22 protein-coding genes are annotated in these 23,325 nt (G+C 61.7%); 4 read left to right on the top strand and 18 right to left on the bottom strand.

From position 1 onward, the window contains the following. Window positions 1–31: 31 nt before the first annotated feature. Both IDH44_RS26965 and IDH44_RS10945 read right to left on the bottom strand, forming a co-directional pair. Window positions 32–175, bottom strand: a complete 144-nt coding sequence (locus tag IDH44_RS26965) for a sporulation histidine kinase inhibitor Sda (protein ID WP_190917713.1) — start codon at window positions 173–175, stop codon at window positions 32–34. A gap of 252 nt (window positions 176–427) precedes the next feature. Beyond that, a complete protein-coding gene (locus IDH44_RS10945; RefSeq protein ID WP_190917542.1) occupies window positions 428–1,099 on the bottom strand; it encodes a YheC/YheD family protein in 672 nt (223 codons plus the stop codon). 261 nt (window positions 1,100–1,360) lie between these two features. Here IDH44_RS10945 and IDH44_RS27155 point away from each other — a divergent pair, with 261 nt between their 5' ends. Continuing rightward, window positions 1,361–2,347, top strand: a complete 987-nt coding sequence (locus IDH44_RS27155; RefSeq protein ID WP_190917540.1) for a methyl-accepting chemotaxis protein — start codon at window positions 1,361–1,363, stop codon at window positions 2,345–2,347. A 429-nt stretch (window positions 2,348–2,776) separates the two neighbouring features. Here IDH44_RS27155 and erpA read toward each other — a convergent pair whose 3' ends face one another. Continuing rightward, the gene (gene erpA / locus IDH44_RS10935; protein ID WP_190917538.1) at window positions 2,777–3,136 is read right to left on the bottom strand and encodes an iron-sulfur cluster insertion protein ErpA; all 360 of its coding nucleotides are present in this window, start codon (window positions 3,134–3,136) and stop codon (window positions 2,777–2,779) included. Window positions 3,137–3,583: 447 nt separating this feature from the next. Between erpA and mqnE the strand changes: the two genes are divergently transcribed. Both mqnE and IDH44_RS10925 read left to right on the top strand, forming a co-directional pair. Beyond that, window positions 3,584–4,687, top strand: a complete 1,104-nt coding sequence (mqnE, locus tag IDH44_RS10930; protein WP_190917536.1) for an aminofutalosine synthase MqnE — start codon at window positions 3,584–3,586, stop codon at window positions 4,685–4,687. A 41-nt stretch (window positions 4,688–4,728) separates the two neighbouring features. Next, window positions 4,729–5,790: an NAD(P)/FAD-dependent oxidoreductase gene (locus tag IDH44_RS10925; RefSeq protein ID WP_190917534.1), complete on the top strand. Its 1,062-nt coding sequence runs from the start codon at window positions 4,729–4,731 to the stop codon at window positions 5,788–5,790. 180 nt (window positions 5,791–5,970) lie between these two features. Here IDH44_RS10925 and IDH44_RS10920 read toward each other — a convergent pair whose 3' ends face one another. Next, window positions 5,971–6,240, bottom strand: a complete 270-nt coding sequence (locus IDH44_RS10920; protein ID WP_190917711.1) for a YuzB family protein — start codon at window positions 6,238–6,240, stop codon at window positions 5,971–5,973. Window positions 6,241–6,323: 83 nt separating this feature from the next. On the opposite strand from IDH44_RS10920, the gene IDH44_RS10915 reads away from it, so the two are divergent. Next, the gene (locus IDH44_RS10915) at window positions 6,324–6,566 is read left to right on the top strand and encodes a NifU family protein (RefSeq protein WP_190917532.1); all 243 of its coding nucleotides are present in this window, start codon (window positions 6,324–6,326) and stop codon (window positions 6,564–6,566) included. Between the two features lie 103 nt (window positions 6,567–6,669). Here IDH44_RS10915 and IDH44_RS10910 read toward each other — a convergent pair whose 3' ends face one another. The 14 genes from IDH44_RS10910 to IDH44_RS10845 all read right to left on the bottom strand — a co-directional run bounded on the left by IDH44_RS10910 (window position 6,670) and on the right by IDH44_RS10845 (window position 23,017). Beyond that, on the bottom strand, window positions 6,670–7,440 hold the full coding sequence (locus tag IDH44_RS10910; RefSeq protein ID WP_190917709.1) for an SDR family oxidoreductase: 771 nt from the start codon (window positions 7,438–7,440) through the stop codon (window positions 6,670–6,672). 69 nt (window positions 7,441–7,509) lie between these two features. Further along, window positions 7,510–8,229 (bottom strand): Cthe_2314 family HEPN domain-containing protein, encoded by a 720-nt coding sequence (locus IDH44_RS10905; RefSeq protein WP_190917530.1) that lies wholly within the window; start codon window positions 8,227–8,229, stop codon window positions 7,510–7,512. A gap of 43 nt (window positions 8,230–8,272) precedes the next feature. Beyond that, entirely contained in the window at window positions 8,273–10,036 is a 1,764-nt protein-coding gene (locus IDH44_RS10900) for a UbiD family decarboxylase (RefSeq protein WP_190917528.1), read from the bottom strand. A 1-nt stretch (window position 10,037) separates the two neighbouring features. Then, window positions 10,038–10,976 carry a COX15/CtaA family protein gene (locus IDH44_RS10895; protein WP_317890160.1) on the bottom strand — a complete coding sequence of 313 codons (939 nt, stop codon included), beginning with the start codon at window positions 10,974–10,976 and terminating at the stop codon, window positions 10,038–10,040. Window positions 10,977–11,240: 264 nt separating this feature from the next. Continuing rightward, window positions 11,241–11,591 carry a thioredoxin family protein gene (locus IDH44_RS10890; RefSeq protein WP_190917525.1) on the bottom strand — a complete coding sequence of 117 codons (351 nt, stop codon included), beginning with the start codon at window positions 11,589–11,591 and terminating at the stop codon, window positions 11,241–11,243. 26 nt (window positions 11,592–11,617) lie between these two features. After that, window positions 11,618–13,201 carry a copper amine oxidase N-terminal domain-containing protein gene (locus tag IDH44_RS10885; RefSeq protein ID WP_190917523.1) on the bottom strand — a complete coding sequence of 528 codons (1,584 nt, stop codon included), beginning with the start codon at window positions 13,199–13,201 and terminating at the stop codon, window positions 11,618–11,620. A 251-nt stretch (window positions 13,202–13,452) separates the two neighbouring features. Further along, the gene (locus tag IDH44_RS10880) at window positions 13,453–15,108 is read right to left on the bottom strand and encodes a putative polysaccharide biosynthesis protein (protein WP_190917520.1); all 1,656 of its coding nucleotides are present in this window, start codon (window positions 15,106–15,108) and stop codon (window positions 13,453–13,455) included. 1 nt (window position 15,109) lies between these two features. Continuing rightward, window positions 15,110–15,589, bottom strand: a complete 480-nt coding sequence (locus IDH44_RS10875; protein ID WP_190917518.1) for a DUF456 domain-containing protein — start codon at window positions 15,587–15,589, stop codon at window positions 15,110–15,112. 6 nt (window positions 15,590–15,595) lie between these two features. Further along, the gene (locus IDH44_RS10870) at window positions 15,596–16,354 is read right to left on the bottom strand and encodes a Cof-type HAD-IIB family hydrolase (protein ID WP_190917516.1); all 759 of its coding nucleotides are present in this window, start codon (window positions 16,352–16,354) and stop codon (window positions 15,596–15,598) included. Between the two features lie 236 nt (window positions 16,355–16,590). Then, the gene (locus IDH44_RS10865) at window positions 16,591–18,642 is read right to left on the bottom strand and encodes a glycoside hydrolase family 65 (RefSeq protein ID WP_190917514.1); all 2,052 of its coding nucleotides are present in this window, start codon (window positions 18,640–18,642) and stop codon (window positions 16,591–16,593) included. 162 nt (window positions 18,643–18,804) lie between these two features. Then, a complete protein-coding gene (locus tag IDH44_RS10860; protein WP_190917512.1) occupies window positions 18,805–19,695 on the bottom strand; it encodes a glycoside hydrolase family 43 protein in 891 nt (296 codons plus the stop codon). Window positions 19,696–19,793: 98 nt separating this feature from the next. After that, complete coding sequence (locus IDH44_RS10855; protein WP_190917510.1) at window positions 19,794–21,137, bottom strand: ABC transporter substrate-binding protein; 1,344 nt, start codon at window positions 21,135–21,137, stop codon at window positions 19,794–19,796. Between the two features lie 117 nt (window positions 21,138–21,254). Next, window positions 21,255–22,100, bottom strand: a complete 846-nt coding sequence (locus IDH44_RS10850; protein ID WP_190917508.1) for a carbohydrate ABC transporter permease — start codon at window positions 22,098–22,100, stop codon at window positions 21,255–21,257. Window positions 22,101–22,102: 2 nt separating this feature from the next. After that, complete coding sequence (locus tag IDH44_RS10845; protein ID WP_190917506.1) at window positions 22,103–23,017, bottom strand: carbohydrate ABC transporter permease; 915 nt, start codon at window positions 23,015–23,017, stop codon at window positions 22,103–22,105. Window positions 23,018–23,325: the final 308 nt, after the last annotated feature.

The raw sequence follows: 23,325 nt of genomic DNA, 5'->3' as shown, positions 1-23,325 counted from the left end.
CCTCGGGCGCCATTTATCGTCAATTAGCCGTTCAGGCTCCGACGCGGTTCACTTCCGATGAGAGAGATCGACGATGCATCTCGTCTAGCAGCAATTGAACAAATTCAGGATCCAGCTTGAGCTGCAAAGCCAGTTCGTACGATTCTACCAAAATGTCGTCCGAAAGAATATGCACAGCCTTCACACCCTTCCTAAATTCTTCCTCTCTATCATAGCATGTCCAATCGATAGAGAACAAGCGTTCCGATTATCCACACCCCGTTGTGGATTCGGTGTGGATGTGATGTGGATAATCGTCGAATGTTAGGTTTTTTCGGACGGGATAATGGGGATAAGGTTATCCACACCCGTCCGTCTGCTTTTGTTAATAAAAATCTTTAATAAGGCTATGCACCAACATTACCCAAAACTATCAAGTTTGTAACGTTTACGAGGGTCGCGTATTGACTTCAAAAATCCATACTTTCCCTTTTTTATCAATGCCGTAATCGAATCCGAGCTGTCCGATCCCGGGGAAGTGCTGCTCCAACACCCGTGTGGAGAGCGCCGTCAATTTGCGCATCTCCCTTTTTTTGCGCCTGACCTGGCCCGGTGCGAGCGACTGCCGCAAACCTTCCGAAGCGCTGAGTTGCTCGCCTCCGCGGCACAGGTTGGTCACGAACAGCCCTTTGCGCGCCAATCGGCCCACCATCGCTCGATAGCTCCAGCGCCCGCCCTCCTTGACATATTTGACACGGTAATCGATGGGACGCCCTTGAATGGACGCCAGCTGAATGCCCTTCTGAATCAAGTACCTTCTGCTGCGCTGCATGCCTTGGAGCGCATCGGCCAAGCCGTTGAAGGTCGCGCAGCTTTTGCGTTCCGTTTTGTACGTGTAGCTGTATCCGCCTTGCTCGCGGGCGACCTTGATGACGCCGTGGCCTCCGCCTCCTACGACCGGCTTGATGACCACCATGGCATGCACGTTCAGCATCATGAGCAAGTTGCTCTTGCTGTACATGCGTGTTTCCGGAATATGCGAAGCAATCGTTTGATTGCTCATCAGAGCCGCCGTTTTGGTCCATTTGCTGGCCAATTGCCTGCTGTTCGTCTCCGCCATCAGCTGGACTCCTTTCCGTAGTCTTTGCCGGCTGGGTCCGGCCAGACTTCTGCATGTGTTATACATATGTCGCAGCATGCCGCGGCTCTTGGATGGTTGTCTGTGCGCACTTGAAATTCCGCACATGACATGACCGATCATTTATTTTAGCTACCGATCAAACAATTTCAGATTGGGTACATCCAAAAAGCATCCTGCAGCGTATAAGAAAGAAAGAATCTTGACCAAGGCGATAATTTAGAAAAGGAGCTTACACCCAAGATGGAAAGAAAACCGCTCTCGACTCTTCGTTCGTCGCAAGTGCTGGATCCCGTCGCTGTTCTTGCCGCAGTGGAACAATCGCTGGCCATGATCGAATTTGACCTGGATGGACAAGTATTATGGGCCAACACCAACTTCGCAGTGGCGCTCCGTTATCGTACCGAGACGCTCGTCGGTATGAATCATACTCAATTCTGCACGCCCGAATACGTCGCCAGCCCCGCCTACGCGGCGCTCTGGCGCCAACTGCGTGAAGGGCGGCAAGTACAGGATAAGATTCAGCGCGTCTCGCGCAGAGGCGAGCTGCTATGGCTGGAAGCGACCTACATGCCGATCCTGGACGAGCAGGGCGACGTGCGGGCCGTGCTCAAGCTGGCGACCGACATTACGGCGCGGGAGCAAGCCGACGAGCGCCTGATCGATCAATTGCAGGCGATGGCGGAGGAATTAAAGCAAAAAGCGGACGCTGGCGTGGAGAACAGCCGCTTGATGACCGCTACAATGGACAACGCCGTGCAGGAGGGCGAAGCGAACGCAGCCGCGCTGCACACGCTCAGCGAGCATATGCGCTTGATCGAAGGGCTGGTCGGCACGATACGGGAGATCGCCTCGCAGACACATCTTCTGGCGTTGAACGCCGCCATCCAGGCGGCCCATGCCGGCGAGTTCGGCCGCGGCTTTGATGTGGTGGCCGCGGAGGTGCGCAAGCTGGCCGAACGAGTCGAAGAAGCGACGACGGAGGCGCGCAGCCGTGTCGAGAATGTATCGCAGCAAGTCGCGCGCATCGGAGCCGGCACCGACCAGACCAAGCGCATGATCGCAGCCTGCGAGCAACAGGTCAGGCAAGCGGTCGCCGCCTTCCAGGGCATTCATGCGGCTGCACAGCAGCTCGATGCGCAAGCCAACGGGCTGGGTATGGCGGAGCATTCCGATACCGGGGAGCAGCACTCCGTTTCGAAGCAATCCGAATTGGAGGAAACCGGTTAGCGCGCACAATCAACCGGCAAGCGATCCTCGCGGACGCGCGCAGCTCATTCTGATGCAGATCGATTCGAGAGGCTGCGAACTTGCGGGCATGCGAACTTTGAAGGCCTGAGAAATTGCGGGCATGCGAATCAGGCAGGTTCTCGATGCGAGAGCCTGCCTGATTCAACATGAACAGCAAATATCTATGCGCCGCATGCAAGGCGCTCATCCGGCCCGACAACCCTGTAACCTCATAATTTACGCTTATTTCAACCACCTGAGCGTTTTCCGCCGTGCAGCCTCACATTTTACGCTTATTTCCTTCAAAAAAAACGGCTCCCCCAGGGAGCCGCCACGTGCTTGCTTATGAACTTGCAATCGTTTATCCAACGATTCAATCGACCGAATCTTAATGATTAATCCGCAGATTCCGGATATTAACCGCAGCCTCTAGCACTGCTCCGGACTCGGCTTGCCCGCGTCGGTCGCCGTGCGAAACGAGGAACCGCAGCCGCAGGTCGCGGAGGCGTTCGGATTCTCGATGGTGAACCCGCCCCCCATCGCCGATTCCTTGAAGTCTATCTGCAGACCGTTCAAATATTTCATGCTGTCCTGATCCACGACCACCTTGAGCCCCTGCAGCTCCAAGGCCTCGTCGGTCTCCTGCTGCTCGTCGTCGAAGCCCATGCCATAGGAAAAGCCGCTGCAGCCGCCTTCCTTGACGCCAATGCGCAAAAACAAATCGGGCGTTTCTTCCTCGGCCAGCATTTCACGAATTTTATTCGATGCGCTATCGCTAATTTGAATCATAGAAAATCCCTCCGTTCTTGAAAAATCGAGCCGGCTCTCGGCCGGCGGCAATCGCCCTCAACAGCGCGCCTGCTTTTCATTTACAGCTCCAGTATACTGCTTTTTAAAAATTCGCTCAAGTCTGGCCGAAAAATTTGAACGCTGGTCGGTGGACTTTTGCAGCTCGCAAGAGGGCTGGTTGGCGGGTCTGCTGTTTTGCAGCTCGCACGAGAACGTGTTGAATTTTGAAGATTGGTTGACTTTTATGGTTGCCGCTTTATCGCAACAGGTTTATAATGAAAAGAAATCGAGCCACTTTTCAGACTAACCTTGTTCCTTTTTTCACAAACATTTTGTCATTCAACCTTGACCTTTTACAATTCAGCCGGTCGGCATCTTCGCTGCCGACCGGCAATTAATCAGGCCCTTATATGAATCAGGCCATTTTTATCGAAGGAGGCTCCTGCCATGAATACCATCGTATCCAGTCCGGACAAGCGCATGCAGGACATCGTGGAGAAAGTCAAGCACGGCGAGCGGCTTACCGCCGGGGACGGCGAGTTTTTATACCGCTCCGACGATTTGCTGACCATTGGACAAATGGCCAACGAAGCGAATTTGCGCAAAAACGGCACCGACGTTTATTTTATCGAAAATCTGAGTCTTTATTTTACCAATGTTTGCGAAGCGCATTGCGCCTTTTGCAACTTCCGCAAGGACGAGGGCGAGGAAGGCTCTTATACGCTGAGCGGCGAGCAGATGATCGAATACGTCGACCAGCATATTCATCCCGGGGTGCGGGAATTCCATATTGTCGGCGGACATAATCCGCATGTTCCGTTCCAATACTATGTAGACAGCCTTGCGGCGCTGAAAAAACAATATCCGCACGTCACGCTGAAGGCATACACCGCCGCGGAAATCGACTTTTTTTCGCGCATCAGCGGGCTAAGCTACGGCGAGGTGCTGCAAGAGCTGCGCAAGGCCGGCCTTGACACGCTAACCGGCGGCGGTGCAGAGATTCTGTCCGATCAATACCGTCAAAAAATGCGCGTGGACAAGGCCAACGTAAGCGAATATCTGGAGGTCCACCGGACGGCGCATCAGCTCGGCCTGCGCACGCATACGACAATGCTGTACGGATCGATCGAAAGCCATGCCCAGCGGATCGACCATATGGTCAAAATTCGCGAGCTTCAGGACGAAACGAACGGCTTCATGGTCTTTATCCCGCTCTCCATGCAGCCCAAAAGCCCGAAGGCCGGCATCCGCCGCCGCAATTCCGCCTTTGAGGATCTGAAGACGATTGCCATCAGCCGTCTGATGCTGGACAACATTCAGCACATCAAGGCCTATTTCATCAACATCGGCACCCAGCTTACCCAGGTGGCACTGACGATGGGCGCCAGCGACGTACACGGCACGTTGGTGCGCGAGCGGATCAGCCACGCCGCAGGCGCGCTGACGCCGAGCGGCATCACGCGAGAGGATCTGATCTGGCTCGTCAAGGGCGCGGGCCGCACGCCGATCGAGCGCGATACCTTCTACAACAAGATCAAGGTATACGAATAAGGCGCCGCACGGAAAAATTCCAAAAAGGTTGGGATAGGACTATGAAGCAATTTGTCATCCTGGGTGGCGGGTACGGCGGTCTGACGCTGGCGCAGGAGCTGCTGGAGAAGGAACTGCCGAACGATACGGTCATCGTGCTCATCGACCGCATGCCGTTCCAGGGCCTGAAGACGGAATATTATGCGCTGGCGGCCGGCACGGTATCGGATTACGAGCTGCGTGTCTCCTACCCTTCCGATCCGCGCCTGATCGTCACGCACGGCGAGGTGACGGGAATCGATCCGGCGACCAAGCAGGTGCTGATGGAGGGACGCGATCCCGTCCAATACGAATGGCTGGCGATTGCGCTCGGCTGCACCGACAAATATCACGGCATCGAAGGCGCGGAGCAGCACTCCGTCTCGCTGCAGACCTTTGCCGCTGCGCGCCGGACCTACCATCTGCTCGGCGACGCCAAGCCTTACGGCCAGGTGACGATTGTAGGCGGCGGACTGAGCGGCGTCGAAGTCGCGGCGGAGCTGCGGGAGAGCCGGCCCGACCTGAACATTCGCATCCTGGATCGCGGGCCGACGATTCTGTCCGCTTTTCCCGGCAAGCTGCAGCGCTACGTGTCCTCCTGGTTCGAGGCGCATGACGTGCAGATGTGCGGCCATACCTCGATTACGCGTCTGGAGCAAGGCGTCGTCTACGACCGCGAGACCGAGATCGCTACAGACGTGACGGTCTGGACGGCCGGCATTCAGCCGGTCCCGCTCGTCCAACAGCTGCAGCTGCCCAAGGATACGCAGGGTCGGCTCGTGATCAATCCGCATCACCAGCTGCCGGATTATCCCGACATTTTTGTCATTGGCGACTGCGCCAGCCTGCCGTTCTCGCCGAGCGCTCAGGCCGCCGAAGCGCAGGGCAAGCAGGTTGCCGAGGTCATGGAGGCTTTTTGGGCCGGCAAGGCGCCCCGGCTCGGCAAGATCAAGCTCAAGGGCGTGCTCGGCTCGCTCGGCAAAAAAGCCGGGTTCGGCATTATGGGCAAGACGCCGATTATGGGGTACGTGCCGCGCGTGCTCAAGAGCGGCGTCCTGTGGATGTCCAAGCATCATTTCGGTTAAGCATTAAAAGAGTGGTGAAAAACGAACGCCGCCGTGCCCGAAATGCATTTCCGACCGCCGTTCCTCCTCGATTTCTTGAATTTATCTCTCTAAGAAGAAGAATAAATCGAGGAGCAAGATGGCGGACGCTTCGCTTCTCCAACGCATTTTCGGCCACTCTGGCACTTTTTCACCACGCTTCTATAGATCGTCAATAAGCTTGTCGAGCTGGCTGGTGTGCTGTTTTTGCTCTTCGATCGAAGCGGCAATGCGATCCCGCAATTCATCGGCCGTTTCGGCGGCGACGATTTCGCCATTTACCATAGCGTAAGGGAACAGGTAGCATTCGCCGCAATTGCCCAGGCAGCCGTACTCGATGACATCGACCTCCGGGTCCTGTTCCAGCTCGCGCATGACCTTGTCGGTGCCGTGATGCATGTTGCTTGTGCAAAATTCCACGATCGGCTTGATCATTTTTTTCACCTAACCTTATGCGAACCATTTTCATTTGGCTCGTTTTGTACTATAATAAAGAAAGAAAGGAGTGGATTGCAATGAGCGATACACAAACCTCAAAGTACGACGAAGTGCTGGACGTGCTCGACAAGCTTCGGCCCTTCCTGCAGCGCGACGGCGGAGACGTCGAATTGGTGGATGTCGAAGACGGCATCGTCAAGCTCAAGCTGATGGGTGCTTGCGGCAGCTGCCCGAGCTCCACGATTACGCTGAAAGCCGGCATCGAACGCGCCCTCGTCGAAGAGGTCGAAGGTGTGCAAGAGGTCGTCCAAGTATTTTAAAAGCATACAAAGTGTAGGTCTTCACTATACTTGTACAACAAAGCGTCTTGCTTCCGAATGATTCGGCGGCGAGACGCTTTTTTTTGGAACGGATAAAAGTTGATCATCCCTTGAGCGTGCCGCGAATCGGATCAAGCCCGCCGGTCACGTCGAGGATGTTGCCGGTGATAAAATCGGACCGCGCCTCGCACAGGAATCCGATCGCGCGGGCGATATCCTCGCCGGTCCCCGGGCGTCCGCGCGGCGCCTCCTCGTCGGTCTCGCCTTGCACCTCGTCGATCGTGCGCTCCTTGTTGGCGCCGCGAATATCGCCGGGGCAGATCATGTTGACCGTGATGCCATACGATGCTTCCTCCACTGCGAGCGTCTTGGTGAAGGAGACGAGTCCCGTCTTCGCCGCGGCGTAGACGGCCCGCTGCGGCCAGGCCCGCGCCTCGCCGGCGTGTCCGAAGCCGAAGTGGATGATTCGTCCCCAGTTGCGCGCCCGCATTCCAGTCAGCAGCTTGTGGTCGAGCAGCATCACGCCGAGCAGATTGCCGCTGACCAAGCCGAGGATCTCCTCGCGTGCATAATTGGCGAACAGCCGCCGCTCGCGGATGAACGGCCCGGCGTTGTTGACGAGGATATCAATGCCGCCCATCTCCCGCTCGGCCTGCTCCGCGAGCCGCTCCGTCTGCTCCGGGTCGGCGATATCGGCCTGGATCGCCGCCGCGCGCACGCCGCGCGCCTCGAGCTCGGCACAGAGCTGTCCGGCCTCGCGCTCGCTATGGACATAATTGATCACGATATTGCATCCCATGCGGGCCAGATGCAGCGCAGTACTTTTCCCGAGCCCTTTGGCACTTCCCGTAATGAGTGCCGTTTTGCCCTTCAACTCCACGGATGCGATTCCCCCCCGTTCTCCATCTGCGGGCAAGCCGCCATGCACGATCAGTATAGCACATCAGCGCGCTTCCCTCATCCTGTCCACCGCATACTCGAAGGCCAGCCGCAGTGAGTCCTTGACCATCTCGCAGCCGCGGTCGAGCGTGGCCAGCTGAGCGCGGATATCCTCCAGCCGCGCTTCTTCCTCCAGACCGGCGTTCAGATGCAGCAGATCGTCGTGCATTTCCGAATTCATGAAGTGAATCTCCGTATTGCGCCGCTTGCGCAGCCGCGAGATCGGCTCGCGGTGCTGCTCCTTCACCGCCTCCAGACGCTTCCACAGCGCTTGATGCGCAGGCTCCCCGCTCATGCGCCGCACGACGGTAAAATACGAGAATTGCCGCTTCATGCGCTCCGTCCGGAGTGCGAGCAGATCGTTGAGCAGCGTACCCAGCTTGTCCAGCAGCGAGAAGATGCGGATGAAGGCGTTTTTATCGAAATAAACGTAACGCGCATAATCGAGCAGCTCGGCCTCGTTCATCTCGCTCAAGTATTCCGCGTCGATGCGAGACGCAAAATAGTGTGAGGCAAAGCGGCTCTCCTCCAGCTCATCCAGCGAAGCGACCAGGCCAAGCGTCCAGATCTCGTAGGTGCGCAGCTTTTTGGCCACTTCGTAATCATGCGCCGCAGCCTCGCGCTGCTGAATCAGCTGTGCGATGAAGTGCTCCATCGCCTTGATCGTGCGCGCCGTGCGCCCCTCGGGCGTGCGCGGCGGTTGTCCGAGCAGCGTGCGCAGCATTGGCCTAGCCCCCTTTCGCCATGACGTCCGTATCAGTATGCCCTCAAGCGAAATATTCCTTCCAACGCCGGTCCACCAGCGCGGTCACGGCAGGGTCCGGAATCAGCTCGTCCGGATAGCCCGGCTTCATCCGGGCATCGATGACGAGCGGCAGCGCATATCCGACGTGATGCTTCGCCAGCACCGCTTCCGCATAGATATCGTCGGCCGGATTGAAGCGCGTGAACACCGTCCACAGGAAGGCTGTCTGATCGCCTGCTACGCCGGCCTCGTCCGCCAGGATGACGAGCGGCCACGCCGTACCGCGCGCGCACAGGCGCTGCACGAGCCGCTGCGCGAGCTCCGGCTCCTCGGTGTAGGCCGCGCCGGAGACGACGAGACAGCCGCGGCAGTACACCTCGATGCGGCCGACCTCCTCGATTGCGCCCTCGTCGTACACAGCCGGCAGCTCGCGCCGCGGCTCGCCGACGCCGAGCATGACCGCCTTGGAGCCGTGATTGAGCTTGCCCCCGGTGTAATCGAGCGTATCGTGGCTCGTCTTGTCGAAGACGAACAGGTCGGTGTGCGGGTCGAAGCGCGCCAGCACCGCTTCCAGCAGCTGCGGGAAATGCACCAGCTCCACCGGCTGGTCCGTCAGCATGAGGAACTTGGTCAGCGACAGCTGGCCCTCCCCGAGAATGCGGAACGCGGAGACGAGCGCCTCGCGCGAGTAGCTCTCGCGCACGACGGCCGCCGCGAGCGAATGAAAGCCCGTCTCGGCGTACGTCCACAACTCCTTGACCGCCGGCATCACCATCGGGAAGGCCGGCGAGAGCAGCCGCTGCAGGAAGTCGCCGAGGTAGTAGTCCTCCTGGCGCGGCTTGCCGACGATCGTCGCCGGGTAGATCGCATTGCGCCGATGCCACAGATGCCCGACCTCGAACACCGGGAACTCATGCGCCAGCGAATAGTAGCCGAAGTGATCGCCGAACGGCCCTTCGAGCCGCCGCACATGGGGCGGCACCTTGCCGCTGAGGACGAATTCCGCCTCGGCCGGCATCGGATGCGCGCTGTGCGGATTGTCGGTCACCGGCAGCTTGCCGCCGACGATCAGCGAGGCCAGCAGCAGCTCGGGCAGATGCTCCGGCACCGGGGCGATCGCCGAGGCGATCAAGGCGGGCGGGCCGCCGAGGAACACCGACACTGGCAGCGCTTCCCCGCGCAGCTCGGCTTCGTGATGATGGAAGCCGCCGCCCTTCTGAATCTGCCAATGCATGCCGGTCGTCGAGGCGTCGAACACCTGCATCCGGTACATCCCGAGATTGTGCTGCTTCTGGTGCTGCGGATGCTCCGTATAGACGAGCGGCAACGTCACGAACGGGCCGCCGTCCTCCTGCCACGACGTGATCGCAGGCAGCCCGGCGAGCGGGTCCCGGTCCAGATGATGCGCCCGGATCGGCGCGCGCGAGGCCGGCACGCGGCGCAGGCCGACCTTCATCAGGTCCCACAGCATGTCACGCTCGCCCCACAGGGCGGCGGGCTTCGGCGGCAACAGCTTGTCCACGGCGCCGACGACGCGCTTCATCAGCTCCTCTGGCCGCGTGCCGAAGGCCAGGTTGACGCGCTTGATCGTGCCGAACAGATTCGTGACCACGGGAAAAGCGCTGCCCTTCACATTCGTGAACAGCAGCGCCGGACCGCCGTCGTCGATGACGCGGCGGTGAATTTCGGCCAGCTCCAGCACCGGATCGACCGGCGCCTCGATGACGGTCAGCTCGCCCTCTCGGCGCAGCGCTTCAATCAGACTTGGCAGATTCGTATAGGTCATATCAAGCTCGTCCCCCCCGATGCTTCCATGCCTGGATGCACACATCCGCCAGCAGTCCGAAGAACAGCGAGATGATGACGTTGTGCAGCAGGCCTGTGAAGATATATACATTCTCGTTCGTCAATGTCACGGTCAGCAGGGCGCCGCTGAATACCTGCACCACGACCAGGACCGCCATCCACGTGGCGACACGGGTCAGCTCTTCCTGGCCCGCCAGGCGACGCAGGTGCACCATCAGAATAATTACGTTGATGACGAGTACGATCGCCAGCACGCGATGCGTGAAGACGAGACCGGAGGCTCCGCTCAGCTCGGGAATGACCGCGCCGTTGCAGAGCGGCCAGTCGCCGCCGCAGCCGCCGGAGGTCTTGGTGTGCCGGATGAATGCGCCGACATACACGACCACATATGTGTACGCGAACAGCGCCCACGAATACCGCAGCACCGAGCGCGGCACGCGGCGCAGCCGCTCCGCCCGCGCCGCTTGTTCGGCGGTGCGCCGGCGATACGCCCACAGCACGATCAGCATCGTACTGGCGAAGGCGAGCAGCGAGAAGCCAAAATGCAGCGCCATCACACTCGGTGATTGCGGCCACATGACCGCCGCCGCGCCGAGCAGCGCTTGCAGGATCGTGAAGAACAGCGCGCTGGACGTATAGAGAACCGCTTCGCCGTGACGGCGATAGCGGAGTAGCGTAGCGATGAATAACGCAAGCACGAGGAAGCCGACGGCTGCGCTCACGGCGCGGTGCGAATATTCGAGCATCGATTCCAGCGTGTAGGCGGGAATGAACTTGCCGTGACAGAGCGGCCAGTCGTCGCCGCAGCCGCGGCCCGAGCCCGTATTCGTGACGAGCGCGCCGGCCAGCAAGACGAGCAGCATGCCGATGCAGACGACGACGGTCAGTCTGCGATAACGGCTGGATACCAAAGCAATCACCACTTTCCGGGTATTGACCAAGTTTCATTATAGCGGGATCGCCGGGCAAAAGCCATGTTGAAAATGTGAAAACTCCGAGCGCTGAGCGGTCAGACCGCCCGGGCGGCTAAAATCGGCAAAGCACCCGCCTCCCCCGATCCGCATGGACCGGGAAAGCGGGTGCTAGCCAAAAGCGGCTTGCTATCCGCGCGCGGTGCGCGGTGCGCGGGGAACGAAGCCTTGACGGCGGTCGGACGACCGCCGGCTCCGGAGTCGACCGACGCCTCAGCGCTGCTCAAGTGCCGCCGCTACCTCCAGCGCGCGGTCGACGAACTGCTCGATCTCCTCGCGCGACTTGCGCAGCTTGTTGACGAAGCGGACCAGTTCCTGCCCCTTGTAAAAGGCGATGAAGCTCGGAATGCCGAGAATGCGCAGCTCCTCGCACAGCTCCGGCAGCTCGTCGCGATCGGCTTCCAAAAACGTCGCCCGTCCCGCATACTGCCGCTCCAGCTCCGGCATGAACGGCTCGATATAGTGGCAATCCTTGCACCAGGTCGTCTTGAATACGACGATCGCGAGCGCATCGCCCGCTGCCGTCCGCGCGCGGAATTCCGCCTCCGTAGTCAGCTTATCCATGTGCATTCACCTCCTTGTCAGGCGCGTTAGAGCACGCGCTCGATTTCGAGATAGCGCAGCTCGAGCTCCTCGTCGTTCACCCAATGCAGCGTGCCTCCCAGCGCCTCGACCATATTGCGGGCCGGCACGTAGAGGACGCCGTCGAGATTGATGACCGGATAAGACCAGGTCCGAGCCAGTCCGTTGACGAGGACCGAATCGTCGTTTTTGGCGAGTGCGATCGTCGTGCCCGTGGCCGGGTCGTACACGACGTAGCGTCCCGTGGCGGCCTCGTACGTCACCTCGCCGCCGAGTCCCTCGGCGACTGTCCGCAGCGGCACGATCGTCACCCCGTCCGGCGTCACGATCGGCGGATAATAATCGTACTGCGCGTACAGGGTGAGTTCCTGCCGGTTCAGTCCGAGTCGCTCGAACAGCCGGTACAGATCGGACGAAGCTTCCATCTCCTGCATCAGGTCGTATGACTCCATCCACATCAGCGACTCCAGCGGGATCGCATCCGCCGGCGCCTCCAGCGCCTCTACCTCGACCGCGCCGTTTACATTCCACAGCTCGGCCGACGAGCGGACCGCGATCCGCTCCAGCGGCCACATCAACGCCTCCTCCGAAGGCTGCAGCACGAGCTCCATGTCGCTCTTGCGCACGTCCAGCTTGCTGTCGATGTACAGATCGGCGGCGATGTACGACTGCTCGTTGAGCCAGCCGGCCAGCGAATCACCGTTGTCCGCCTCGAACGTCTCGAGCTCGTCGAGCAGCATCTCCAGCGTCGAGACCATCTCCTCCGCGCCCTCTGCGATCTGCTCGGCGCGCGCGGCCTCGTCCATATCCGCCGGCAGCATCGTCTCTACGCCGAGGCTGCCGAGCAGCTCCTGCGCCGCGTCGCTCTCGGCGAGCGCCATGAGCTCGGTCAGCAGCGTCTCGATGCCCGCGCGATCCGCGAGCAGCGCTTCGAGATAACCCTTCGCCCAGCCCAGCACTTCTGTCCCGTCCAGCTCAGCCGACACCTTCATCAGGCTCAGCGTCTCGCCGTGGATCTCCTCCTGCACGCCGCCGACCGCGATCCGCTCCGGATTCGGCAGATGGCCGATCAGGAAGTCGCCGGCCGTATAGACCGCCTCGCGGGTCAGCTCCGTCAGCTCGGCCTGCGCATCCGCATCGAACAGTGCGGCCGTGCTGTCGTCCAGCTCGCCGCTCTCCTCCAGCATCGCATTCAGATCGAGCACCAGCGGCCGCGCCACACCGTCCAGCTCGACCATGACGAGCGTATCGGTCGCGACCGCGCGGAAGCCGATCTCCAGATCGCCGAGCGCGAGCGCGCCCCGCATCGAGGCATTGCCATTCGCCTGCTGCTTGACTTCATCCAGCTCCAGCTTGATCGAGGAGAACAGGCGCAGCATCTCCGCTTCCTCCGCGCTCATCTGATCCGCCGCATCCTCCGCGAACGTCAGCTCCAGCTCCAGCGTATGTGCGCTTTCCCCGGACGTCACACGCAGCGATTGCTGCAGCGCCTTGTTCAGGTCGACCCCGCCGACCGCCTGGCACCCCGCCGCCACGAGCAGCACCGCCGCCAGCAGCAGCGCCATCATCGTACGCAGCTTCCAATGTTTCATGTAATCATCTACCCCTCTCCCGGATCCCATTTAACAGGATACCAGCCCATCTTAGCATGTCGCCCGTTCGCCGGATAGCTTAGGACAACATATGAATAATACGGAAGCGAATCCGCGTGCGTTTCGCACTAATCTTAGGGCAAGAGCCGCCGCTCTAAGCAGCGACGGCTTTGGTCTGATGCGTGCGTCGTCCCGGACGCCCTCGTGCCGACCGTCCCCCGCGCTCCGAGACGGTCGCAGAATAACAACCTCTAACCCCGCGCTCGCCGGGCAGTCGGCAATACCCGGAATAGCAGCCCGAACAGCTTGCGCACCGGGCCCGGGAAGCCTGCCGTCTCGGCCGGCGTCACGACGCGCAGCAGCACGAGTCCGGCCAGATACAAGCCGAGGATCACGACGCCGCAGATCGCCGCGCTGAAAAAGTAGCCGAGCTTGTCCGGCAGCGGCGCCAGCAGCGTCCGGGCGCCCCATTCGACGCCGACGCCCGCGGCTGCGGTCAGGAGCACGGCCCCCGCGTAGCGCGCCCAGCGCCCGCCCAGCACATCCAGCGACACCTCGGCGCGGATCGCCCGCAGATTGAGCGTCGTGACGAGCACGAAGCACAGCGTCGAGGCCAGGATCAGGCCGTAGACGCCGAGCAGCGGACCGAGCACGAGGCTGCCGGCCACCTTGACCGCCATGCCCCACATCGTATGCAGCATCGGCGCACGCGGCTTGCCCAGGCCGAATAGCATCGAATTGGACGTCATCATCGTGATCTGGAAGATCGTCCCCGCCGTCAGCGCCGCCACGATCAGACTGCCCTGCGCATCCTCGAAGATGAAGCCGGTCACCGAGACCGCCGCCACCGTCAGCGCCAGCGCCGCCGGGATGCCGGTGAACAGCACGATCCGCATCGCCAGCGAGCCCTGGCGCTGCACCTCGGCCATGTTGCGCACGGCGTAGGCCGAGGAGATCGCCGGGATGATCGACTGGCTCAGCGCGATCGCCAGGATCGGCGGGATGCTGGCGAGCGGCTGGGCGCGGTTGCCCAGCCAGCCGACGACGAGCTCGGCCTGCGCCGCATCGTAGAAGCCCGCCGTCATCCGCACGAACAGCGTCACGTCCACCATATACAGGAACTGCACGGTCGCCGCCGTCATGACGATCGGCACCGCCATGCGGAAGATCTCGCCGTAGATGGCGGAGAGCTTCAGCTTGCGGCTCGGATCGCCGACCCCCTGCGCGGCCGCAGCCGCCTGCGCCAGCCGCTCGGCGGCGTCCTGGCGGCGCAGCTTGCGCGCATACCAGAGCATGACGACGAAGGCGCCGATGCTGCCCGCCACGCTACCGGCGGCCGCGCCGGCGGCGAGCCACTCGTTGCTGTAGCCGAGCCCCAGCAGCAGGAGCAGCAGCCCGATCGCCGAGACGACGCGCAGCACCTGCTCGACGATCTGAGAGATCGCGCCGGCGCTCATCATCTGCCGGCCCTGGAAGTAGCCGCGCATCATCGCCAGCACGGGGAACAGCAGCAGCGACGGCGCGATCGCCTGCACCGCCAGCTTGGCGCCGGGGAATTTGGAGATATGCGCCGTAATGAACGGCGCCGTGACGAATAATAAGGCCGAGATGATCAGACCGGTGACGCCCCCGAACAGCAGGGCCGCGCGATACACTTGCTGCGCCTCGGCGACCCGCCCTTGGGCGTAGCGCTCCGAGACCATTTTGCTCACGGTGCTCGGGATGCCCGCCGTCGCGATGACGAGCAGGAACAGATACAGCGTATTGGCCAGATTGAAGTACTTGATGCCGGCCGGGTCGAGCAGATAATCGAGCGGCACGCGCTGGAAGATTCCCAGGAAGCGGGCGATCAGCGCGGCCGCGGCCAGGACGACCGTGCCTTTGAGCAGCGAATCTTTTTTGATCATATCAGACCACCCAGATGACGAACAGAATAATCATGACGGCCTGCAACACAATTTTGACAACCGTGCTCGTAAAGAGTCCGACCACCGAGCCGAAGCCGACCTTGAGCGACTTGTTCAGATCCGAGCGGGCGAGCAGCTCGCCGAGCATCGCGCCCAGGAACGGCCCGAGGATCAGCCCGACGCCGGGTATGACGAACGGCCCAATGATGACCCCGACCGTACTGCCGACCACTGATTCGCGCGAGCCGCCGTAGCGCTTGACGCCCCAGGCGTTGACCGCATAGTCGGCGATGATGAGCGCCGCCAGGATGAGGGTCTGCAAGGTCCAGAAGACCCACCCGAACGGCGCGAAGCTGATGAAAAAGCCGTAGACGAAAAACGCGGCGTAGATCGCCAGCACCCCCGGCAGAATCGGAAAAATTGCACCCGCCATGCCGACGGCAAACAACACAATAACGAGAATCCAGCCTGCGATGTCCATAACGCGTCAGTCGCCTCCGCCCAGCACGTAGCGCGCGATGACGCGTGCCACCGCATGCTCGTTATTGGTGACCGTGACGACATCGGCGGCCGCCTTGACCGTCTCCTGCGCATTGCCCATGGCGACGCCGAGTCCGGCCGCGCGGATTGCCGCAATGTCGTTGAGGCTGTCGCCGACCGCGACGACCTGCTCCATGGTGAGACCGAGCAGCTCGCACAGCTCGCCGAGCGCCGCCGCCTTGGAGACGCCCTGCGGGTTGATCTCCAGATTGGTCGGCGACGAATTCGTAATCTCCAGGCCGCCCCAGCTCTCGATCTCGCTTACGAGCTCGGCCCGCAGCGCGTCGTCGGGCGTGTCGTAGCCGAATTTCATCCAGTGCTTGTCCGCGATGCGCTCGCCCGGATCGAGCCAGCTTTCCTTATTGTAGATGTTCTCGATCGTGTAGCCCCAGTACCAGACCGAATCGTGACGGCCGGCGAGCGCATGGAGCCGTTCGGCGATGTCGGGGGCCAGATAGCGGCGGCGGTGCAGCACATGCGGGCGGTGCCAGATCTCCCCGCCATTGACGGTAATCATGGGCGTCTCGAGTCCGATCTGCTCGGCGAACGGCAGCGCGCTCTGGAAGCCGCGGCCGGTCGAGAAGCAGACGAGCACGCCGGCTTCCAGTGCGCGCGCGATGGCGGCGGCGTTCTCGTCGCTGATTTCGCTGCGGTCGTTCAGCAGCGTGCCGTCCATGTCGAGGGCGACCAATTTGTAGTTGCTCATCTCTTCCTCCTTGATCCTATCCACAGTACTCCTATTCTAGCACATCCCCTCCGCCCTCGGCATCCGCCTCTTGTCAGCCGCATGTGGTTCATCATTCTCACGGACACCAGCTAATCCTCAACGCATTTTCGGCCACTCCGGTACCTGAGCGCCGTACCTTATCGCCACACCGCTACATGTTCGCCGCACTTTATCCAGCACCTTATTGCCGCACTGCTGCATGTACCGCTGCACTGCTACATGTACCGCTGCAGGCCTTCGTACCGAACGACCCACTCGCCGTCCGTCGGGAACCCGGGCGCAGGCGCCTCCGGCCCGTCATCCCAGCCTGCCGCCATCATTGCGACCGCAGCGAGCAGCCCGCCGTTGCCGGGCAGGTACAGCGGCAGCCCTTCGCGCTGGAAGTTGTGACCGTTGGGGAAGTACACATTTTTGGGCGTATCCAGCAGCAGACAGCGGATCGCCGTCTCCGGCTCGCCCAGCCGGGCCGCGGTCATCGCCATCACCGGATAATCCCAGCCCCAGGTGTGGGGCATGTCCCACGATTCGAGCACCTTGGCGAGCGTGCGCCGCATCGTCTCGACCTCTACCAGGCGCCCCGGCAGGACGCCGTAGGCATTGAGCATGGACGGATGGTCCTGATTGAACGCTTCGTACGTGTCCGGGCAGCGCTCGTGCGCCAGGTAGACGCCGTCCCGCACCGGCAGCGGCGACAGCCGGGAGAGAATGCGGTCCCATGCCTCGTCCCGGGTCAGGCCGAGCCGCTCCCGCCACGTCTGGGCGAGCGCCAGCCCCTGCGCCCAATATTCCAGCTCGTACGTCGGATTGAGCGTGTCCGTCGGCGCATGGTTCTCCTGGGCGGGGATGACCGGCGGGCCGAGCACGTACCGTTCGCCTTGCGCGTCCCACTGTGCGAACGAGGCCATGAATTCAGCCGTCCGCAGTACGATCTCCCGATGCGCCTCCAGCGTATCCGGGCCGGGCTTGGCCCGGTAGCACAGCTCCGCGTAGAAGATCGGATGCGGCTGCTGCCAGATCAGCAGCGTCGCGATATGGGACGGGCTGTCGGCGCCGTCGGGGCCGACCATTTTGGGCCAGCGCACGCCGGCGTAGCCTTGCCGCCTGGCGTTCGCCTCCGCCTTGGGCAGGATCGCCTTGTACCAGCCCAGGCTGTTCTCCAGCAACTCGACGCGTCCCCACAGCGCGAATTGGGCCGCATGCCACCAGTGCATCTCCAGGTGCGCCTTGCCGTACCAGCTGTTGCAGGTGAGCCCGGTCTCCTGAGGCGGGATCGAGCCGGCGCATTGGATAGCCGTCAAGTATTGCGACCGCACGATGCGGCGCTCCAGCTCCGCCGCCCGGGGGTCGCGGCTGTCGGCCAGCTCGATGGCGCCGCCCGTCATCCAGAAGTCCTGCCAATGCCGCGCCGCCGCAGCGGCCACTGCGCCGCAGGACGGCAGCTCGCGGCGCGCAGGCTGCGGCGCGAAGCGCGTCGTCCATTCGAACGTATCCGAGTCGGCGTCGACGGCAATCCCGTAGTGGTGCGGCGCCATTTCTTTTACCGTGAAGGGAGCCGAGCACGCCGCTTCTACCTCGTAGCGGTCCTGATCCAGCACCCGCGCCCACTTGACAGAGCGTGCGGTGCGCGCGGTTATGGTCGTATGATGGCGCTCCGGCGCCTCCCAGTCCGCCCCGTTGATCGTCCCGGAGCCGTAGGGGAAGCGGTACGCCAGCCTGATCCTCCCCTGCGCGACGAGGGGCGACCGGACCTGGACGGCGATGACGTCCTCCGCCGGATGACAGCGCGTCTCCACTTCTACCGGCTCGTCCAGGATGACGAATCGGCTCTTGATCGTGCCGGTCCACATGTCCAGCGTCTGATCGACGACCTGCAGGTCTTCCAATTGCGCCGGCGCGCCGCCGGGCATGTCGAATTCGAAGCCGATGCGGCCGAGGTGATAGCGATGCGGGTTTTCGCGAAGCCAGTGGAAGATGGTCTCTTGTCCCTCGGCAGATGAAAAATAGCCGACCGGCCTGCCGTACGTGTCGAACAGCTCGGGCTGGATTGAGCGGACATCCTCCTTCGGGAGCGGCAGCGTGTGCCAACCCCAATTGGACATCGTGCACAAAGGAATCGCAGCTTCGTACGACTCCGCGAACGTCTGCAAGCCGGTAACATCCGTCGTGAACGCGAACTCGCCGTTGCCCACCGTCAGCGGAGCAAAGCAATCGGCCTCCGCGAGCACCGGATTGTTGCGCGCCACGAGTTGATAACGATCAATGGTCATGAACAACCTCCTGCGGAATAGATGATGAATGCGCGCCTGTGTCCTTGCGCCATATGTGCTTGCGCAATCGTGCAAGGCCGCGCCTCTCCTATACTAGATCAGATGCCGCGTAGCCGCCATAATCATCTGATGAGGAATCGCCTGGCTGCGCGCCAATCGCCGTCAGCGCAGTTGCAGACGACCGGCATGCTCCGCCAGCTCGAGCAGATGCGGACGTTCGTTCGGCGTCTTGTTGGGGCTGTGGATCGCCAGCATGAGCCGGCCGTCGAAGCTGCGGAATACCATCGCATGGCCGCCGTCGCTGCGGTACAGCGGCTCCTCCTCCTGCACCCACGGGCCGGCCAGCAGGCCGGTAGACGAGCGCGCGATGCCGAGCGCGTAGCGGCCGTCGATGAAGCTGGCCCACAGCAGCTGCAGACTGCCGTCCGCCAGGCGCAGCATGTACGGGCCGTCGGTGACATAGTTGGTCTGCTCGGGGAAGCGCGCCGACTCGAACGGCGTCGTCCACGGCGCCTCCGAGGCCCGGTACAGCAGCTGCGGCTCCCCCTCGGCGCGCCGCAGATCGGCCGAGAGCCGCACCGCGCATACTTCGCCGTCTCCGACCTGCTGCCATTCGTGGCAGAATACCATCCACGGCTGCCCTGCCTCGTCCACGTGCAGGCTGCCGTCCAGCGAGCTCCAGCCCTCGGGCGTCACCGGCCCTTCGCTGTGCGGGACGAACGGGCCGAGCGGCCCGTCCGCCGCCAGCACCGCCGTGCCGAGCCGGTCGTTGTCCTTGCGGCGAAAGGTCGCGAACATATAGTAGCGACCGCCGTACGCGTATACCTCCGGCGCCCAGAAGTTCGTATCCGAATAGAAGCCGGCCTCCGGCCGGAAGATCGGATGCGGGCCCTCCCACGTCTGCAGATCGGCGCTGACATAGGCGTCGAAGCCGGTGCCCTTGCCCCATATATTTTTGTCTGTGCTGCCGTACAGATAGTAGCGCCCCTCGCGCTCCAGCGGCAATACGAACGGATCGCGAATCTGGATATCCGCCAGCTTCCATGCTTCCATGCTAACCATTCCTTTCAGACTTGAATGCGAGCGCCGGACATGCCAGCAAGGCTGCCGAATGTCGACAGCCTTGCCGGAGCCAATGTCAAGCTACTCGCTTACTGATTGCTCTGGAAAATCTGGGTCGTGCCGCTGTAGAAATCCGACACCGCCTGCTCGACGCTCTTGCGTCCGAAGCCGATCTCCTGCACGGTCGTGCGGGCCAGCTTGTCGAACTCGGCGAAGCCGGGCGGATTGTAGCTGACGTCGAACGGCTCATCCTTGGCCGCATCGGAGACGCGGCTCGTGTAATCGTAGACGATCTCGTCGACCGGGTCGGCATCCTCGCCGAGCAGCTCGCGGTTGGCCGACGTGACCGGCACGCCGCGGTCATTGCCGAGCACCTTGGCCGCTTCAGGATCGTTGATGAAGAAGCTGATCAGCAGTGCCGCTTCCTCCGGATGCTCCGTCTCGGCGTACGCCGAGAGGCCTTGGCTCGATTCGAACACGACGCCCGTTCCCTTCGGACCGCGCGGCAGCTGCACGAGCGTCAGCTCGTCCTCGGTCAGATTCTGGAAGGCCGCCAACTGGTTCGACGGAATCAGATTCATCGCCACGCCGCCGGTGATGACCAGCGACTTGCTCGTGTCGTCGGGCGGGTTGGAGACCGCCAGCTCCGGCGGCACGACGCCGCCGCTCTCGGCCGTCGACTTCCAGTATTGGAACCACGGCAGCACATCCGCTTCCTCGAAGCCGAGCGTGCCGTCCTCCAGATTATACAGCTTGGCGCCGTTTTGCTTCAAATATATGTCCATGCCCTCGTACGTAAAATCATAAGTGCCGTACACGCCGTCCAACTGCTCGGAGACCTCCTGGCTGATGCGCGCATAGTCGTCCCAGTTCCAGCCATCCTCGGGCACCGGGAGACCGGCCTCCTCGAACAGCGTCTTGTTGATCAGGATGCCGCGGGCATTGGCGCCGGCGGAGATGTGCAGCAGCTCGCCGCCGAGCGTGCCGTAATCGATCATCGCCTGATCCATGTCGGACAGGTCGAGCTGCTCGCCCACGTACGGATCCAGCGGCAGCAGGACGTCCTTGGTGGCGTAATCGACGACGTTGCCGCCGAGGAAGAAAACGTCCGGCGCGGTGCCCGAGGCCAGCTGCGTATTCAGCTTGTCGAAGTAGCCGGAGCCCGGGGCGAACTCGCCCATCACCTTGATGTTCGGGTATTTCTCCTGGAACAGCTGCAGCACCTCGTTCGTGCGGTCGGCGCGCTTCTGGTCGCCCCACCACATGACGCGCAGCTCGACCTGCTCGCCCGAGCCCGCGTCGCCATTGTCGCCGGCATTCCCGTTGGTGTTGTCGCTTGTGCCGGAGCCTCCCGAGCTCGTACCGCCCGAGCAAGCCGCCAGGACCAGCATGAGCGCCAGCAGCGCCGTCGTCAGCGTCGATTTTCTTTTCATTTTACACGTCTCCCCTTTTTGTGGTTGATACGCCCATCATACTGCAGAGCCGATGCGCTGCGAATGTCATTCCTTCGGATGTTGCGATGCGATTTTTTCGGATCGCGGCGCATGCGATTATTTCAGACCGGTCGTGGCGATGCCCTCCAGGAAGTAGCGCTGGAAGATCAGGAAGATCGCCGTAATCGGCACCAGCGACAGCGTCGACATCGCCAGCAGCGCGCCCCAGTCCGACTGCCCCGTCGGATCGAACAGCGAGCGAATGCCGAGCTGCACCGTGAACAGCCGGATATCGCTCAGGTAGATCATCTGGCTGAAGAAGTCGTCCCACGACCAGATGAACGAGAAGATCGCGGTCGTGATCAGCGCCGGCACGAGCAGCGGCAGGATGATGCGCGCGTAGGTCTGCTTGAGACCGCAGCCGTCGATCGTCGCGCTCTCGTCGAGCTCCCGCGGAATGCCGCGGATGAACTGCACCATCAGCAGGATGAAGAACGAATCCGTCGCCAGCCATTTCGGCAGGACAAGCGGATAGTACGTATTGATCCAGTGCAGCTCGTTGAAGATGATATACTGCGGCACGAGCGTGACGTGGTACGGCAGCATGATCGTCACCAGCATCATCGCGAACCAGAATTTGCTGAACTTGAAGCGCAGCCGGGCGAAGGCGAACGCCGCCAGCGAGCACGTGACGACGTTGCCGAGCACGCACAGGATCGCGATTATGGCCGAGTTGGAGAAGAAGCGGGCGAACGAGACGCCCTGCAAGCCCCGCCAGCCGTTGATATAATTATCCAGCGTCACTTCCTTGGGCCACAGGCCCGGCTCGGAGAAGATCAGCGTATTGGGCTTGAACGAGCTGCTGACCAGCCAGACGACCGGATAGATCATCAGGAGGCCGAGCGCGATGATCAGCACATGGCGCAGCGTGCGCGAGGCCGCCTTGCGAAGCGTGATGTCCATGTTCACTTGCCCCCCTTCTCATCGCCGTAAAAGACCCAGTACCGCGAGGTGGCGAACACGATCGCCGTGAACAGCCCGATGATGATCAGCATGATCCACGCCAGCGCGGCCGCATACCCCATGTCGAAGAACGAGAAGCCCTTGAGGTACAGGTACAGCGTGTAGAACATCGTCGCGTCGAGCGGACCGCCGCGGCCGTCGCCGATGACGAAGGCCGGCGTGAACGCCTGGAACGAATTGATGATGCTCATGATCAGATTGAAAAAGATGACCGGCGAGAGCATCGGCAGCGTGATCCGGAAAAACTGGCGCAGCTTGCCCGCCCCGTCGATCTGCGACGCCTCGTACAGGTCCGCCGGAATCTGCTTGAGACCGGCGAGGAAGATGACCATCGCCGAGCCGAATTGCCAGACCGACAGCGTGATGATCGTGTAGATGATGTAGTCGGGATGGGAGATCCACGACGGCGCCGTGATCCCGAACCAGCCGAGGAAGTCGTTGACCACGCCGTCGCCGGCGAAAATCTGGCGCCACACGATCGCGATCGCCACGCTGCCGCCGAGCAGCGACGGCACGTAATACACCGTGCGGTAGATGCCGAGCGCGCGAATGCCGCGATTGAGCGCCATCGCCACCAGCAGTGCGAAGACGAGCCGCAGCGGCACCGAGATGAACACGTACTTGAAGGTCAGCCAGAGCGAGCCGGTGAAGGTCGAATCGTCGGTGAAGATGCGAATGTAATTGTCCAGGCCGATCCAGGTCGGCGGCGTCAGCAGCTTGTACTCGGTCAGCGACAGGTAGAGCGAGCCGAGCATCGGCCCGGCCGTCAGCATGAAAAATCCGATCAGCCACGGCAACAGAAACAAATAGGCCGTCCGATTCTGCTCCGCCGCCAATGAACGCCGTGTTGTGCGCATTGCAAATGACCCTCCTTATGCATTAACGTACAGGCGCAAGCTCCGAAATACGGATTAGATTGCGCGCGATGTACCTTAATCATACGCAGGGTCGCGTTTGGTTTGAATGCGATTTATTCGGCTATCCGCTTGTATTTTTTTCAGATCGGCGGCGCAAGCGGACGGAGAGGGCGGCAGCTGTAACGGAGACCAGCGGCTTGGGCGCATCTTTGGACGCATGCGCGATCCTAACGGACACCAGCGACACCAGCGACGCTTAGCGGTTATTTGGGTCCGCTACAAGGACGATGATCCCCCCTAAGCGCCTC

Source organism: Paenibacillus sabuli (assembly GCF_014705605.1).
GTDB lineage: Bacteria > Bacillota > Bacilli > Paenibacillales > Paenibacillaceae > Paenibacillus_D > Paenibacillus_D sabuli.
Note: the sequence above shows the minus strand (reverse complement) of the source record. Positions and strands in the feature narration are given on the sequence as shown.

Excerpts from the sequence above, each read along its gene's own strand:
- IDH44_RS10945 (WP_190917542.1), bottom strand. The coding sequence starts at position 1,099 with ATGGCGGAGACGAACAGCAGGCAATTGGCCAGCAAATGGACCAAAACG.
- IDH44_RS27155 (WP_190917540.1), top strand. The coding sequence starts at position 1,361 with ATGGAAAGAAAACCGCTCTCGACTCTTCGTTCGTCGCAAGTGCTGGAT.
- erpA (WP_190917538.1), bottom strand. The coding sequence starts at position 3,136 with ATGATTCAAATTAGCGATAGCGCATCGAATAAAATTCGTGAAATGCTG.
- mqnE (WP_190917536.1), top strand. The coding sequence starts at position 3,584 with ATGAATACCATCGTATCCAGTCCGGACAAGCGCATGCAGGACATCGTG.
- IDH44_RS10925 (WP_190917534.1), top strand. The coding sequence starts at position 4,729 with ATGAAGCAATTTGTCATCCTGGGTGGCGGGTACGGCGGTCTGACGCTG.
- IDH44_RS10915 (WP_190917532.1), top strand. The coding sequence starts at position 6,324 with ATGAGCGATACACAAACCTCAAAGTACGACGAAGTGCTGGACGTGCTC.
- IDH44_RS10905 (WP_190917530.1), bottom strand. The coding sequence starts at position 8,229 with ATGCTGCGCACGCTGCTCGGACAACCGCCGCGCACGCCCGAGGGGCGC.
- IDH44_RS10900 (WP_190917528.1), bottom strand. The coding sequence starts at position 10,036 with ATGACCTATACGAATCTGCCAAGTCTGATTGAAGCGCTGCGCCGAGAG.
- IDH44_RS10890 (WP_190917525.1), bottom strand. The coding sequence starts at position 11,591 with ATGGATAAGCTGACTACGGAGGCGGAATTCCGCGCGCGGACGGCAGCG.
- IDH44_RS10885 (WP_190917523.1), bottom strand. The coding sequence starts at position 13,201 with ATGAAACATTGGAAGCTGCGTACGATGATGGCGCTGCTGCTGGCGGCG.
- IDH44_RS10880 (WP_190917520.1), bottom strand. The coding sequence starts at position 15,108 with ATGATCAAAAAAGATTCGCTGCTCAAAGGCACGGTCGTCCTGGCCGCG.
- IDH44_RS10875 (WP_190917518.1), bottom strand. The coding sequence starts at position 15,589 with ATGGACATCGCAGGCTGGATTCTCGTTATTGTGTTGTTTGCCGTCGGC.
- IDH44_RS10870 (WP_190917516.1), bottom strand. The coding sequence starts at position 16,354 with ATGAGCAACTACAAATTGGTCGCCCTCGACATGGACGGCACGCTGCTG.
- IDH44_RS10865 (WP_190917514.1), bottom strand. The coding sequence starts at position 18,642 with ATGACCATTGATCGTTATCAACTCGTGGCGCGCAACAATCCGGTGCTC.
- IDH44_RS10860 (WP_190917512.1), bottom strand. The coding sequence starts at position 19,695 with ATGGAAGCATGGAAGCTGGCGGATATCCAGATTCGCGATCCGTTCGTA.
- IDH44_RS10855 (WP_190917510.1), bottom strand. The coding sequence starts at position 21,137 with ATGAAAAGAAAATCGACGCTGACGACGGCGCTGCTGGCGCTCATGCTG.
- IDH44_RS10850 (WP_190917508.1), bottom strand. The coding sequence starts at position 22,100 with ATGGACATCACGCTTCGCAAGGCGGCCTCGCGCACGCTGCGCCATGTG.
- IDH44_RS10845 (WP_190917506.1), bottom strand. The coding sequence starts at position 23,017 with ATGCGCACAACACGGCGTTCATTGGCGGCGGAGCAGAATCGGACGGCC.